This window comes from Nostoc sp. FACHB-190 (genome assembly GCF_014696905.1).
Lineage (GTDB): Bacteria > Cyanobacteriota > Cyanobacteriia > Cyanobacteriales > Nostocaceae > Nostoc_B.
Genome location: NZ_JACJQW010000076.1, coordinates 1 through 15,332, shown reverse-complemented (window position 1 = coordinate 15,332; position 15,332 = coordinate 1). Strand labels below are relative to the sequence as shown.

Annotated in this window: 13 protein-coding genes; 10 read left to right on the top strand and 3 right to left on the bottom strand. The window is 42.6% G+C overall.

The window, feature by feature from the left end; translation table 11 throughout:
* Positions 1–200 precede the first annotated feature (200 nt).
* Complete coding sequence (locus H6G28_RS35120; RefSeq protein ID WP_190677803.1) at positions 201–1,334, bottom strand: AAA family ATPase; 1,134 nt, start codon at positions 1,332–1,334, stop codon at positions 201–203.
* 66 nt (positions 1,335–1,400) lie between these two features.
* Complete coding sequence (locus tag H6G28_RS35115; RefSeq protein ID WP_190677802.1) at positions 1,401–2,186, bottom strand: RNA ligase family protein; 786 nt, start codon at positions 2,184–2,186, stop codon at positions 1,401–1,403.
* 320 nt (positions 2,187–2,506) lie between these two features.
* On the opposite strand from H6G28_RS35115, the gene H6G28_RS35110 reads away from it, so the two are divergent.
* Both H6G28_RS35110 and H6G28_RS35105 read left to right on the top strand, forming a co-directional pair.
* Complete coding sequence (locus H6G28_RS35110; RefSeq protein WP_190677801.1) at positions 2,507–4,210, top strand: tetratricopeptide repeat protein; 1,704 nt, start codon at positions 2,507–2,509, stop codon at positions 4,208–4,210.
* Between the two features lie 188 nt (positions 4,211–4,398).
* Positions 4,399–5,280 (top strand): SDH family Clp fold serine proteinase, encoded by an 882-nt coding sequence (locus H6G28_RS35105; protein WP_190677804.1) that lies wholly within the window; start codon positions 4,399–4,401, stop codon positions 5,278–5,280.
* Between the two features lie 51 nt (positions 5,281–5,331).
* Here the strand turns inward: H6G28_RS35105 and H6G28_RS35100 are convergent, their stop codons facing one another.
* Positions 5,332–5,976 carry a peptidoglycan-binding domain-containing protein gene (locus tag H6G28_RS35100; RefSeq protein WP_190677799.1) on the bottom strand — a complete coding sequence of 215 codons (645 nt, stop codon included), beginning with the start codon at positions 5,974–5,976 and terminating at the stop codon, positions 5,332–5,334.
* 239 nt (positions 5,977–6,215) lie between these two features.
* Between H6G28_RS35100 and H6G28_RS35095 the strand changes: the two genes are divergently transcribed.
* The 8 genes from H6G28_RS35095 (at position 6,216) to H6G28_RS35060 (ending at position 15,065) form a co-directional block, all read left to right on the top strand.
* Positions 6,216–7,670: a hypothetical protein gene (locus tag H6G28_RS35095; protein ID WP_190677797.1), complete on the top strand. Its 1,455-nt coding sequence runs from the start codon at positions 6,216–6,218 to the stop codon at positions 7,668–7,670.
* Positions 7,671–7,867: 197 nt separating this feature from the next.
* A complete protein-coding gene (gene rimP, locus H6G28_RS35090; protein ID WP_190591140.1) occupies positions 7,868–8,329 on the top strand; it encodes a ribosome maturation factor RimP in 462 nt (153 codons plus the stop codon).
* A gap of 177 nt (positions 8,330–8,506) precedes the next feature.
* On the top strand, positions 8,507–9,820 hold the full coding sequence (gene nusA, locus H6G28_RS35085) for a transcription termination factor NusA (RefSeq protein ID WP_190591142.1): 1,314 nt from the start codon (positions 8,507–8,509) through the stop codon (positions 9,818–9,820).
* Positions 9,821–10,141: 321 nt separating this feature from the next.
* A complete protein-coding gene (locus tag H6G28_RS35080) occupies positions 10,142–10,417 on the top strand; it encodes a YlxR family protein (protein WP_190591144.1) in 276 nt (91 codons plus the stop codon).
* A gap of 177 nt (positions 10,418–10,594) precedes the next feature.
* Positions 10,595–10,753: a hypothetical protein gene (locus H6G28_RS35075; RefSeq protein ID WP_190591146.1), complete on the top strand. Its 159-nt coding sequence runs from the start codon at positions 10,595–10,597 to the stop codon at positions 10,751–10,753.
* 139 nt (positions 10,754–10,892) lie between these two features.
* A complete protein-coding gene (infB, locus tag H6G28_RS35070; RefSeq protein ID WP_190591148.1) occupies positions 10,893–14,003 on the top strand; it encodes a translation initiation factor IF-2 in 3,111 nt (1,036 codons plus the stop codon).
* Positions 14,004–14,124: 121 nt separating this feature from the next.
* Entirely contained in the window at positions 14,125–14,754 is a 630-nt protein-coding gene (locus H6G28_RS35065; protein ID WP_190677795.1) for a low-complexity tail membrane protein, read from the top strand.
* 113 nt (positions 14,755–14,867) lie between these two features.
* Complete coding sequence (locus tag H6G28_RS35060) at positions 14,868–15,065, top strand: hypothetical protein (RefSeq protein WP_190677792.1); 198 nt, start codon at positions 14,868–14,870, stop codon at positions 15,063–15,065.
* The last annotated feature ends 267 nt before the right edge of the window (positions 15,066–15,332 follow it).

Genomic DNA, 15,332 nt, shown 5'->3' with positions numbered 1-15,332 from the left:
GGAAGTCATGCACGAGCGCAATGCTCACAACTTCCCCTTAGACTTGGCTGCTGGTGAGCAAGCTCCTGTTGCTATCTCTGCTCCTGCTATCAATGGCTAATCTTCTGAGATAGAAGCAATAAATAATTAATCAAAGGCGCTCTCTTCACGGGGAGCGCCTTTTTGGTTTCTAATTATGATGCGATCGCATTTCCAAATTTTCACTGTACTACCCAATCTACTGTGTGTGCTTCGGTAATATTGGGAATTTCTAGACGCTGCTTTAATTTATACAGCACCTTTTCGGGCAGTTTAGCATGAGCAGGGCGATCGCAATTCCTCCGCAGCAATTCATCCCAAGGTGATTCTAGATAAACAATGCGAATGTTGGCTTGATAACTGGTAAATAAACGAGTTAACATCCCTCGCAATTGACGGCTAATGTTAGTTGCATTCCACACAAAACATTGCCCATCACGCATATATTCTTTGGCTATGGTTTTGGCTGCATTTATCACTACACCTTGGTCATCTTCTGGGCTGATATTCATTTGCTTTCGCAGTGCGTCTAAAGAAATCACTCGCCAGTCAGGCAGATTTTCTTTTATCCAAGTATCTTTCCCTGCACCCGGTAAACCCGACATTATCACTACCCCAAAGCGCGTATCATCAAAGGCTGCATAGTCTGGGTTGCCATTTTCTTTTTGAAAATACACGAACCGACTGTGTGCTGAGGGAAATGCACGCCGTTGGTTAAAACATTGGTTTTCTTGGCAAAATTCGCGGAAAAACTCAATTCGTTCTAATAATTCGGCTTGGTCGTTGCAGTAACGTCCGCGCACATCTGCTTCGGCGAGTACACCCAGCATATCGCAACGAATGATTTGGCTAACTTTAATTACCGCCCGTTCCGGGTTGGGTTTATCCCAAAACCACAGAGGTAAACTGCCATATTTCACCAAAGCCACAACCGCTTCCCGTTCTGCAAATGGTACATTTAAATCCCAGAGAATTTCCTGTGCCATTTTCGCCCCTTGGAGGACGTGACCTTTAGAAGAAACCGCCCCATCTGTTGCTATTTGAGTGGCTGCGGGTTTAGCGACATCATGTAGTAAAGCTGCGGCGAATAACACAGAACGTTCTTTAGGTGGTAATGTTCGCCATTGGGGTAAAGCGACTAATGCCTCACATACAAGTTTCGTATGAATGAGAACATTCCCCTCAGCATGATAACGTGGGTCTTGGGGACAATCAGCAAGCGATCGCAACCAATCAAATTTTGCTTCTAAAGCTTGCCAGTTAATTGTCCAGTCATCTTTATGAGGACAATAAGGAAACGTCCAATCTTGAATCATAATTAAATACCTGTAAAAATTAGTAGGCTTCAGATCCCCGACTTCTTAAATAAGTCGGGGATCTTTTTAACTAAACAAATCTGCACTAGGACGCAGTTGATTTGGAATTATTGGGCGGTTTAGCCAATGTCCCTCTGACTGCTGAATGGTAGTTAAAAAGCTGGAACGCACATATTTATAACGGGCTGTTACTGTTGCTTGTGGCTCGACTTTAATATATAAACCTTCCATCAAACCACTTTGGTCAGTTTGTTTGAGGGAACGTTCGACATCTAGTCCTTGTTCCAGACAAATTTGTTGGAAACGCTGCAAATGTGCAGGGGTTTGATAATGGGATTTTTGCAGCAGGGCGATGAGTTGTTGATAAGATTTCAGTTCGCCAGCAAACAACACAGGTACAGAAACTAAAGGTAAATCTGCAAGTAACTGCTGACGGTTCTTGGTGCTGAGAAAAACTTGCTGTTCTAAATCCAGCACATCGTATTCTAGGAAGTAATGAGGTAAAGCATCGTAAAAAACAGTGTGCTTGGCATACAGCCATTCACCAAACAAAATGAACCGACTCCCTAGAACTTGCCAAAATGCGGTGGCGCGAGTATGCGCCCACTGTTTAAATAAGTTAAAGTGCTTTTCTCTCGCACCACCTGTTAAATAATGTCCACGGCTTTGCAATTTGAGTTGTCCGTTAGAAGTAAAGCTAATAGCGGCGTTTGCGCCATCAACTTTTTCTTCCACGACTACATACTGATTTTTAATTGCACTAAAAGGAACGCTGTCTAAATCTTCATCCCCAGGCTGCAACCGCGAACCCTCGATGTGATGGGTACGCGGATATTTATAAATTTGTTCCATGACTTTTTACCTTGGTGACTGCAATCAAATAACGGCGTGGCGAACTTTCCCGGAATTAAGAGAGGACTTTTGCATTCGCCAGTGAAATGAATTTGATTGAGACTGAAGGACTACATAGACTTTTACCGTAGTTTTCCAAGGATGTATTTTAATAATTACATACTTCACAAGCAACCGCACCGTTTTCGGAAATAGAGCCGCTTGACCTTTAAGACAGTCGCTACATAATTAAAACAGAGTTTTTTATGAAAAAATTATTTTTGAGGTTTCTAGTTGGGAAGAATAGGTTTAAGTTCAAAAGCTAAATTTTTGAGGTTATAGTGCTATCTTACCTACGTGTCCTAGCTTCACTTTTACTTAAGCCCATCAAAGCTATTCATCGATTAGTTAAGTTTTTAATTAAACAACAGCATCAAGCAGACGCATTAACACATTCTAATCTTGGACTTAGTTTATATAATCAAGGACGGTATCAAGATGCTTTAAACCAGTATATTGATGCTCTATATTATTTTCAAAAAATTCATGACTTACAAAATGAAGGTAATACTCTTAGTAGTATTGGGAGCGCATATCGTGGCATGGGCGAATATTCTAAAGCTTTAGAAATCTATGAAAAAGCTATGTCTATTCATCTTCAAATCATGGATCGTAAAATGGAGGGAAAAACGCTTTGTGGTATTGGCACAGTATATTACTTGTTAGGACAATATTCAGAAGCCATCAGACATTATAATCAGTCTTTAATCATTAGTAGAGAAATAGGAGACTTATCTAATGAAGCTACTAATCTCAATAATACTGGCTTAATTTATGAAAGCCTAGGAGAACCACAAAACGCATTACAAAAATATCAAGAAGCCTTAAAGATTTATCAAAATAAAAGTAATCGTAATGGTGAGGCGGCTGTGCTTAATAACCTAGGCTCAGTTTATAGTGATTTAAGTCAATATGAAAAAGCATTAGAACTATATCAGCAATGTCTTACTATTGAAATAGAAAATAATCATTTATCAGGTCAAGTTTCTTCTCTGAATAATATAGGTGCTATTTATCGTAATCTAGGGCAATACTCGAAAGCTTTAGAATACTATAATAAAGCTTTAAAAATTGCTAAAAAAATAGGCGATCGCACCAATGAAGCCACTACACTCCATAATTTTGGAGGTGTTTATGACCAGATAGGAAAATATAATGAAGCATTAAATTATTATCATCAAGCTTTATCAATCCGTCGAGAAATAGGAGCCAGGAAAAATGAAGGCACTACATTAAATAATATTGGAGCAGTTTATACTTTTTTAGAAGACTATCCTAAAGCAATTCAATACTATAAAGAAGCTTTAAATTTACAACAAGAAATAGGAGAGTTAAATAGTCAAGGTACAACTCTCAATAATATAGCTCAAATCTACTATCGCTATGGAGAATATTCAGCAGCTTTAGAATACTATCAAGAGGCGTTAGTGATAGCTAGTAAAACTGGCGATCGTGATACAGAAGCTACTATATTAAGTAATTTAGGACTACTTAATTCTAGTTTAAAAGAATTTGAAAAAGCATTAACTTACTATGAACTTGCCTTGGATCTGAGAAGAAAAATCGGTGTTATTCCTGGTCAAGCCGAAACTCTGTATTTAATGGGGAAACTCTATTGTTATTTAGAAAAATATTCTCAAGCAAATGAATCTCTGCAAGCAGCTCTCACTATTAGCCAAGAAATTGGAGATAGAATGAGTGAAAGTGATACTCTTGATATTTTAGGTTCCATGTATAGACAGTTAAACGAATATGAAAAAGCATTGGAACACTATCAAAATTCTTTGATAATTCGTCAACAGTTAGGTAACTCTTTGAGTCAAATAGAAAATCTTGAAAATATAGCTGAGTTATTTATTATAATAAACCAAAAATCTCAAGCTATTGAACATTATCAACGAGCATTAGCTATCACTAGACAACAAGAGTATCACAATTATGAAAGTATAATTATTGACAAAATAAATAAAATTAATAATGCTTAATCTGCCTAAATAACCTGAGTAAATTATAGTAATCTGTAAATACAAAAAATCTTGGCTTACCCATCAACCTTGTCTTCCTTGTCTTCCCTGTCTCTCTTTCCTACCCTACACCCCTAGATAGACCTGCTATGAATTAAAAATTGTCACAATAAATGACGATAACCGTTATTTTTGGACAATCAAAACCTATGGGCTTTGGTATTGGTGATGTATTCTGGATTTTTCTACTGCTTTCTTCCCTACAACCCCTCTGGCAAAAGCGCCAAGTAGAATATCAGCGTTTTCGCGCCTTACAAGAATTTCAACAGGAACGCAAAACGCGGGTGATATTACTCATCCACCGTCAAGAATCTATCAGTTTACTGGGTATTCCTCTATCACGCTACATCACAATCGAAGATTCAGAACAAATCTTGCGGGCAATTCGCCTCACACCCCCAGATGTTCCCATTGATTTGATTCTGCATACTCCTGGCGGTTTGGTACTCGCTACCGAACAAATTGCTAGGGCGTTAATTCGTCACCCTTCCAAGGTGACAGTTTTTATCCCACACTATGCTATGAGTGGTGGCACAATGCTGGCCTTGGCTGCTGATGAAATTTGTATGGATGCAAACGCTGTTTTAGGGCCTGTTGATCCCCAATTAGGCAACCTCCCCGCAGCCAGTATTTTAAAGGTAGTTAAAGATAAACCCATCAGCGAGATTGATGACCAGACTTTAATTATGGCTGACCAAGCAGAAAAAGCCATTCAACAAGTACAACGCTTTGTGCGGACGCTGCTAAAAGATAACATCCCTAAACAAAAGGTTCAGCCCGAAAATATTGAACCGATTATCGATGCTTTGACAACTGGACGTGTGACGCATGATTATCCTGTCACGGTGGAAGAAGCCACAGAAATGGGTTTACCTGTCACAGTCGGACTACCCCGTTCTATTTACGACTTGATGGATTTGTATCCCCAACCCCAGGGAGGACGGCCAACTGTCCAGTATATTCCTATGCCTTATGATGACCGTCGTCCAATTTTACCAACACCAAAAGGTAGACCTTTAGAAGAAGCTTAGATTAAGTGCTGAGTGCTGAGTTTATCTATCTGACTACAGCAGCTATCACATTTAAGGTGTTGGTGTTGGTGAAACTGCTGGTGTTGCTGTAGGCTTTGGTATCTCCGTTGGTGTTAGCGTTGGTATGGGTGTTGGTGACGCGGCTGGTGTTGGCGTTGATGTCGTATTTGGTTGAACTGTCGGTTTAGCTGTCGGTTTAGCCGTTGGCTGAGGTTTAGGTTTACCTATAACTTCCTTTGCTGCTGCATCTAGCTTCTGACGGAGTGCTAAATCAGCAATTCCAGTTTCTGAAAGCTGATTTTTTTTCTGATATTCCTTGATTAACTGTTCGGTACGCGGGCCAAAAAATTGATCGCGGGGAAGAGGCGGATTAGGCTTAAGTACTACATTTAAATTGGCTTGGAGAATCTGCACAATATTAGCAGCAAAGTCTTGGGTTTTTGGCCCGGCTATCCCGTCTACACCAAGCTTGTAGCCTTTTTGAAAATCGCGGATTGCTTTTTTAGTTTCCTCGTCGGTTAGAGGTGTATTGGAGACTTTCACTTTGTAACCTAGCCCATGCAACACAGCCCGAAATTCTTGGGGTGTATAGTTACGTTGACGGGCAGCAAAGGAACTGTCAGAAATGATTACACCGGCGCTTACTAGGCAAGTAGCCGCAATAATCGCGCTGGATTTATTAAACCCACACCACATATCTCAAACTCCTTGCAGTTAAATCAGCATTATATGATTAACAGGTGCATTTTACGTTTCTGGAAGACTTTTGTCTCAATGTTTAATCATTTGTGATTAATTAAAATTAATTAATTTATATTGATATAAATTTTTGGCAATCTGGCTGGAGAAGTATTTAGATTTTCTATGTCTACTTCTCAACTCTCTAATTGGGTTATAACTAAATACTTAAAACTTGTATAATCTAAAACAAAAAAATGGTTAATCAAACCTTGCCAAAACACAAAAAACTTTGGTTTGAAAGGTTGATGGCACTGGTGGCCACAGTCAACTTAGGTTTAGTTGTGTTTGATTTGACTTATGTACAATGGCGTGATTTTTATTTGCGGCGATTACCTCAAATTACGCAAATTTATGATCCCATTAAGGGGATTGCTGCCCATAGAGAAACTCAAAGTTATTTAAAAGCGGTAGATGCACTCAAAGAACAAGTCAACCAGACAGGTTTAACATCTCCACAGGCGAAGGTAAAACTAGACGAACTCACCCGTCTGAGTGTGGAGATGATTGATAGTAACCCATTTGCTGGGGTTGGCAAGAGTGGTACTCTGGAAAAAATTAAAAACAGAATGCGCGATCGCATCGGTAAAGATTCTGCCAAGCAATCCTTTGCCACTTTCTGGAGTCAAGCCTATCTCTCCCAAAAAGGCTGGAATCAAGAAATTACCTTTTTCAACCAAAAAATTAGTCCTTTAATCGCCAGCAACTATTACCGCCAAATCGGTGAAAATAGCGAATATCTCGATGATTTTTGGCTAATAGACCTACCATTTGTCACTATCTTTGCGATCGAGTTTCTCGCACGCATCTTTTACATCAAGCGTCGCCACCCTGGTTCTAGCTTGTTAAATGCAGTATTTGACCGTTGCTATGACTTATTGCTGCTCATCCCGTTTTGGCGATGGTTGCGAGTTATACCTGTAATTGTGCGACTCGACCAAGCACAACTATTAAATCTGCAACCATTACAGCGCCAAATCAATCAAACAGTTGTAGCGAATTTTGCTGAGGAACTCACAGAAATTGTGGTGGTGCGAGTGATCAACCAAATTCAAATTTCGATTAAACAAGGAGATTTTACCCGTTGGATATCGCAACAAGAAAACCTACGTCCCTATGTGGATATTAATAATGTTAATGAAATTGAAGCGATCGCAGGCATTTTAACCCAAACCGTCGTCTATGAAGTTTTACCCAAAATTCAGCCCGACATAGCGGCAATTTTGCGCCACAACATCGACACAGTACTCAATCAAGTTCCCCTTTACCGCAACCTCCAAGCCTTCCCCGCCATCGGACAAGCCCAAACCCAACTCAGCGAACAATTAGCAACTCAAATCACCACCAGCTTATACAGCGTTTTAGTCAGTGCTATCCAAGATCCCGTAGGTGCAAAACTTACAACCCAACTCGCCCAAAGCTTCACCAACGCTTTAGGCGCAGAAGTACAGCAAAAAAAAGTCACAGCCGAAATTCAAAGCTTGTTATTTGATTTCTTAGAAGAAGTCAAGCTCAACTACGTTCAACGTCTATCCCAAGAAGACATAGAAAGCATTGTCGAGCAAACCAGACAGCTAAGAACACAATCATATATTCAGCCCATCGTTGAGCAAAGTACTGCGATCGTCGAAATGAGAGAGAAAAAAATATGAAGTGTTAAATTTTATCTTCGTGCCTTTTGACCATTGACCACTGACTAATAACAAATGACCATTTAACTATTGACTCTTAGAGAAATGCGCTACACTCAATTTAGGGCGAACTATCATCAGTTCGTTACAAGACTTCTTGGAAGATATCCCTATCGCAGGAAGTGGGTCGAAGCCCACTTTTTTTATTGAAATTTCGCATGACTCATCCGTTAGTCCCACAAATTATCGAATTGGCGACACCAGTAGCAGAACAACTGGGATTAGAAGTCGTTGGTGCAGTTTTTCACACTAACCAACGTCCACCAGTATTGCGGGTAGACATCCGTAATCCCCAGCAAGATACTGGTTTGGATGATTGTGAAAGGATGAGCCGCGCTTTAGAAGCCTGCTTAGATGCAGAGGAGATCATTCCAGATGCCTATGTCTTGGAGGTGTCTAGTCCAGGTATTTCACGCCAATTGGTAACTGACCGGGAATTTATCTCCTTCAAAGGATTTCCTGTGATTGTTTCCACTTCGCCACCCCATGAAGGACAAACAGAGTGGAATGGTCAGTTGATTCGCCGGGATGAAACCAACATTTATTTAAATCAAAAAGGTCGGGTAGTGGAAATTCCTCGTTCTCTCATTACTAGGGTGCAACTAGACGAACGTCGATAAACGAGGGATGAGGGTCTAGAGATTAGAGGCTAGGGACTAGGGACTAGATTCAATCTTTTCTCTAATCCCTATTCCTTAATGCTTTTTCCTACTCCCTACTACGCCAGTTGCCTCAACTGAGGAAACCTCCGCACGGCACTGGCTCCCCTATTCCCTTACTTTTAAAGGAGATTGCTTATGTCAATGGTTAGTCTACCAGGATTAAAAGAATTAATTGAAAGCATTAGTCGGGAGCGCAACTTACCACGGTTAGCAGTGCAATCAGCCATTCGAGAAGCACTACTCAAAGGTTATGAACGTTATCGCCGCGCTCAAAATATAGAACGCAGGCAATTTGATGAAGACTATTTTGACAATTTTGAAGTGGAACTCGATATTGATGAAGAAGGATTTCGCGTCCTCTCCACCAAAACCATTGTTGAAGAAGTTAACAACACCGACCATCAAATTTCTTTAGACGAAGTGCAGCAAGTTGCGCCCGAAGCCCAATTAGGTGATTCTGTAGTTTTGGATGTCACCCCCGATCAAGGCGAATTTGGTCGGATGGCCGCTATGCAAACCAAGCAAGTTCTAGCCCAAAAATTACGGGATCAACAACGCCAAATGGTGCAAGAAGAGTTCCAAGATTTAGAAGGAACCGTCTTGCAAGCCAGAGTGCTGCGCTTTGAAAGACAATCAGTTATTTTGGCAGTTAGCAGTACTTTTGGTCAGCCAGAAGTAGAAGCCGAATTACCAAAACGGGAACAGCTACCAAACGATAATTATCGTGCCAATGCCACCTTCAAGGTCTACCTCAAGAAAGTTTCCCAAGGGCAACAACGGGGGCCACAGCTTTTAGTATCCCGCGCTGATGCAGGGTTAGTGGTTTATTTGTTTGCCAATGAAGTTCCAGAAATTGAAGATGAAGTGGTGCGGATAGTCGCTGTCGCACGGGAAGCAAATCCGCCATCGCGTTATGTTGGCCCCCGGACTAAAATCGCGGTAGACACCTTAGATCGAGATGTTGACCCAGTAGGTGCTTGTATTGGCGCACGGGGATCACGCATTCAAGTAGTAGTGAATGAATTACGCGGCGAAAAAATCGATGTAATTCGTTGGTCGCCCGACCCAGCCACATATATTGCCAACGCCTTAAGCCCAGCCAGAGTAGATGAAGTCCGCCTTATGGACCCGGAAACGCGGCAAACTCACGTCTTAGTAGCCGAAGATCAACTGAGTTTGGCAATTGGGAAAGAAGGTCAAAACGTCCGCCTCGCGGCTCGCTTAACAGGTTGGAAAATCGATATTAAAGATAAAGCCAAGTACGACCATGCAGGCGAAGATGAGAAATTTGCAGCTGTCCGCGCCCAAGCTCAACTAGAGCAAGAACAAATGGAACTAGAGGAAGATGACATCGACTTAGAAGATGATGATCTGGAACTCGAAGAATTAGATGCAGAAAATCAACAAGAATTAGACGATGAATCTTTTGATCTGGATGAAACAGAATAATTTCTTAATTTTCTGGAGAAACAGCAGTCTATATAGGAATTAGCAACAAATCTCCGCCTCAACCAGTACGGGAGAAAGCAAATACGATGGCTATAGTTCTGCTAATATTTAGCTCAGGAAGAGTTTTAATAATTACTTGAGAAAATATGAGGTATTAGTAAAAGGTTAGCTGTAATAGCTTAACTTTGCTATAAAACTACTGAGTCATAATTTGCTGATGGAATTAATAAAAAATTTAAAATTCCGGTTCAGCCATGATTATTCATCCGGGAGGTAAATCCAAAATTCTCAATTGTTTGACTTCATGCCTATAAAAAACTGATGAAACCGAATTATCGGCGTTGTATTAGTTGCCGCAAAGTCGGCTTGAAGCAAGACTTTTGGCGGATAATCCGCGTCTTTCCATCTGGAAAGGTACAATTAGATGAGGGCATGGGGCGCTCTGCCTATCTTTGTCCGCAAGCAACTTGTTTGCAAACGGCACAAAAAAAGAATAGATTAGGGCGATCGCTACAAGCATCAGTGCCAGAAACACTGTATCAGACATTGTGGCAACGTCTAGCCCCAAGTCATCACCAAAATCAAATATCAGGTTGAAAAACTTGGTGGCGGTAATCCCCAGAGGATTGTGCCTAAAGCCGAACTGTTCGCGCTTCCAACACACCCTCTGCAATTATTGGGGTTAGTGCCAAAATAGTAAAAGGGCGTAGTTTGTGAGCGGCTCTTGAAAAAAGAACCCAGCAATACTCCCAGAAAGTTTTACTCGATTGTGTTGTGGAAGACTCAGAATCAGCAAAACAAAAAACTACAGAATGGCAACCTGGTAGCGATCAGGCGCAATTCGGCATCACCAGTTCCAATAAATTTTTTTTATTAACAAAATTTTTATGGGAGCAAGTCAACAGCCAAATTTGGCACAGATGCCAACATTAACCTGAAACATCTCTCTTTCCTGATTGGAGGCACCGGCAAAATTACCAAGGGCAACCGAAAAACAGTGATCTAAGGATGGAGATGTCGCACTCCCAGGCAACCATCCGCCAAAAAACTGTAAATTAAAGGGGAAGAGTGGATGAACAACGGCAAAGTTAGAATTTATGAATTATCAAAGGAATTGAATTTGGATAACAAAGAGCTATTAGCAATTTGCGACCAGCTCAATATTGCGGTCAAAAGCCATAGCAGCACAATTTCAGAATCAGAGGCAGAACGAATCCGGACGGCTGCCGAAAAATTGGCAGTAACGAATGGAACACCTAAAAGAGAAATAGGAACACACCCCCCAAAACCAAATTCACATCAACCTGGCTCTCATAGCCGACCTGCACCACCACCACACAAACAACAAATTTTGGAAATTCGTAAACCCAAAATATTGAGAAATCCTAACACCAATGCCCCAGAGGCATCAGTTGCTAATCAGAATCAATCAGCTTCTTCTGAAGTCAATTCTCCAGCACCTCCACGGCCCTTCGCTACACCAGTCTCATCCATGAAGCCGACGGCACCAACCAGACCTGTACCCCGGAATCAATCTGAGAACTCACAGGCACCTGCTGTTACAGATGCACCCCAAAAAGCAAATACGCCCTTAGCAGAAAACACAGCAGCAGAAAAGCCAGAAAGAGCGCCTTCGCATAAGTCCAGGCCAGAAAAACCGCAAAAACCGCAATTATCTGCGCCACCTGCCAGACCAGAAGCGGAAAAACCCGCAGTTGGTGGGTCAAGTACGGCAGAAAAACCGATACTGAAGCGCGATCGCGACCAAACTAGCAACAATAAACCAACTAAGGCTGGCAAACCATCTCAGTCTCACTCAGACTCATCCCCAGCACCCAAGCAAAGTCGCCAAAACTCAGGGCCTGTCAAAGCCGAACCGCGAACAAATCGGAACTCGGCTCCCGGTTCAGGAGATGTACCACGTCCCCAAAGGCCAGTGCGTCAATCAGAATCGGCGGCGACTGTACCCTTGGCAACTCCGCCTAGCAGACCTACAGGTGCAGCCACAGGCAAAGTCTCAGTGGATGATGATGCCGTCGTTCCAGAACTCTTAGACTTAAAACGACCCACACCACCTCGTTTAGCCAAAGGTGGTAAAAAATGGCAAGAAGAAGAAATCATCGACGAAGTTAAAGAGAAATCCGGCAAAGGTGCCCCCAAAGGCAAGCGGGTCAAACCAATTCTGGAAGATGACTTTGAAGATGATGATTTGCTAGAAGAAGGTCTAGACATCCCGGCTACCATCCAGGCAACTCTTTCGATCGCTCGTCCGCCAAAACCAAAAGCAGCGCGACCAGCCCAAACAGCACCCACATCCGTGGCTACCCCAACTGTTAGGGGCAAGAGAACTACCTCAAATCGCGGTGAACAGAACCGTCGTCAAGAAGCAGAGCCAAAACGCGATCGCCCAGCCAAAATCGTGGTCACAGGCCCGATGACTGTGCAGGAACTCGCCAACGAATTGGTAGTTGCAGATACAGAGATTGTGAAAATCCTGTTCCTCAAAGGTATGGCGGTGAGTATCACCCAAAATTTGGATATCCCAACCATCACCTTAGTAGGTAAAGAGTTAGAAGTAGAAGTCGAAACCGCCGAACCAGAAGCAGAAGCGCGGAAAGTCACAGAAATGATCGACGTAGCAGATTTAGAATATCTGATTCGTCGTCCGCCAGTTGTCACCATTATGGGTCACGTAGACCACGGTAAAACCACCCTACTCGACTCGATTCGCAAAACCAAAGTCGCGGCTGGAGAAGCTGGCGGTATTACCCAACACATCGGTGCATACCATGTGGACATCGAACATGACAACAAGCTGCATCAGATTGTCTTCTTGGATACTCCGGGTCACGAAGCCTTCACCGCAATGCGGGCTAGAGGCGCGAGGGTGACAGATATCGCCATTTTGGTAGTAGCAGCCGATGATGGTGTGCGTCCCCAAACAATTGAAGCCATCAGCCACGCCCAAGCCGCCGAAGTGCCAATTGTAGTCGCTATCAACAAAATTGATAAAGAAGGCGCACAACCAGACCGGGTGAAACAAGAATTGACACAATATGGCTTAACCCCAGAAGAATGGGGCGGCGAAACCATCATGGTGCCAGTCAGTGCGATTAAGGGTGAAAACCTCGATACACTCCTGGAAATGATTTTGTTGGTGGCAGAAGTTGAAGAACTCTCAGCCAACCCCGATCGCCTAGCTAAAGGTACTGTGATTGAAGCCCACCTGGATAAAGCCAAGGGTGCAGTTGCTACCTTGTTGATTCAAAACGGTAGTCTCCACGTCGGAGATATGCTCGTGGCAGGTTCAGCCTTTGGTAAAGTCAGAGCAATGGTCGATGACCGTGGGCGGAGAGTCGAAGCAGCCACACCTTCCTTTGCGGTTGAGGTGTTGGGGTTAAGTGATGTTCCCGCCGCCGGGGATGACTTCGAGGTCTTCGAGAACGAAAAAGAAGCCCGGAGTATTGCAGGCGATCGCGCCGACAAACAACGTCTATCACGACTGTTGCAGGGACGTGTCACCCTCACTACCCTATCGGCACAAGCTCAAGAAGGCGAGTTGAAGGAACTCAACTTAATCCTCAAAGGCGACGTGCAAGGTTCTGTCGAAGCGATTATTGGTTCGCTGAAGCAAATCCCCCAAAACGAAGTGCAGATCCGGATGCTGTTAGCATCGGCTGGGGAAATCACCCAAACAGACATTGACTTAGCTGCTGCTAGTAACGCAGTCATCATTGGCTTTAACACCACCTACGCCAGTGGCGCAAGACAAGCTGCTGATGAGGCTGGTGTGGATGTCCGGGAGTATAACATCATCTATAAACTCCTCGAAGATATCCAAGGAGCCTTGGAAGGTCTGTTGGAACCAGAGTTGGTGGAAGAAGCCCTTGGTCAGTGCGAAGTCCGTGCTGTCTTCCCAGTGGGTAAAGGAGCCGTTGCTGGCTGTTATGTGCAGTCTGGCAAGCTGGTACGTAACTGCAAACTGCGTGTGCGTCGTGGCGGTAAAGTCGTCTACGAAGGAGTCCTTGATTCTCTCAAACGGATCAAAGACGATGTTCGGGAAGTCAATGCCGGTTATGAATGCGGTATTAACGTCGATAAATTCCATGACTGGGTAGAAGGCGACATTATTGAAGCCTACCAGATGGTGACAAAACGTCGTACCCTCACATTGACAAGATAGTGGTTAACACTAAGTGCTGAGTTTCAGTGAAAGTTGAAGTGTGTCGAACTGAAAATAAGCTAGGTTCCACACGCAAAACTTCCAACTCAGCACTCAGCACTTTAAACTCAGCACTTACAGTATGTCTTCGTTTCGCTCTGACCCTATATTGTGGATTCACATTGCTGGATTAGCGACACTGCCATTTTTCTTGGTTTTGTGCTTATTGTCCTTGGCGATCGGTGAACCACTCTTCCCGGTGTGGGGAGAAATATTGTTAGTCGCCACTGTTGGCGTTACTCCACTATTGTGGATGCAGCTACGCCGCCCATTTTATATATATTCTCTTTTAGGGATCGCTCTCAAACCCGAAAATTTAACAGAACAACAGCGCAAGATACTTTGTTTAATTAATACTAAATTAAACCGGGTGTTGTCTCTGGTGTCCGCCATAATATTAACGGTCATCTTGTGGCAGCTTTACAAAGTTGTACCCCAAATGCAACATTTAGTCAGCTTTTTGCCGCAATGGCATAGCTTAGGCTTACTTTTAGCTGCTGTAGCTTTTTTAGCAAGTAATTTATTTTTACAAGTTCCCGTGAGTGTGGCACGGATTTTAGTGACTAATGACACAGAATTTGCTGCCCTCGAACCGTTATCTTTAGAAAATATCAAGCATGATTTCACTATTTTAGGGGTGCAAGTTAATCAAATTTTACCCAGGTTGTTTCAATCCTTCATCGGGAGCAATAGAAACTCGCAGCAGCCCTAAAAATCAGAACCTAATCAATTTCTTCGCAGAGTATACGCTGTCTTATTCAGACTGATTCGTATTTGCTCACAATGAAAACTGCCATAACTTTAAAAGTTGAGGAATCAGGGACTATGACTCCAACTTCTGCTGCTAGTAATCTCCAATATCCCCCAGATACCGAAATTTGGTATAGCCTTAAATGTGCGATCGCGGCTAGTTCCGGTTTCCAACGTTGGCAACTAGAACGTAATACCCAATTACAAGGTTTGCGCCTGGAACAACAAGTACAAAAGTATTTAAGAGAAACTTTAGAAACTTTAGCTTACTAAAATCAATTTATCCTAGCTTGTTTATTTACAAGCAATACTTTAAGGGAAGCATGATGATCATGCTTCCCTTAATCTATAGCAATCCTAAACTACTTATGAGAAAATACGGAGAAAGTAAGAAAGTAAATTATATAACAAGCAAGCAGTTGTGGTTATGTGGATACAGTGGTTAGAAGATTTTATCAAAAATAGTCAAGAACAACGTGAAATCAAGCGAGCTACAGCAGTCAAAATGCTGTTATATGGATATAAGCATGAAGAAATAAT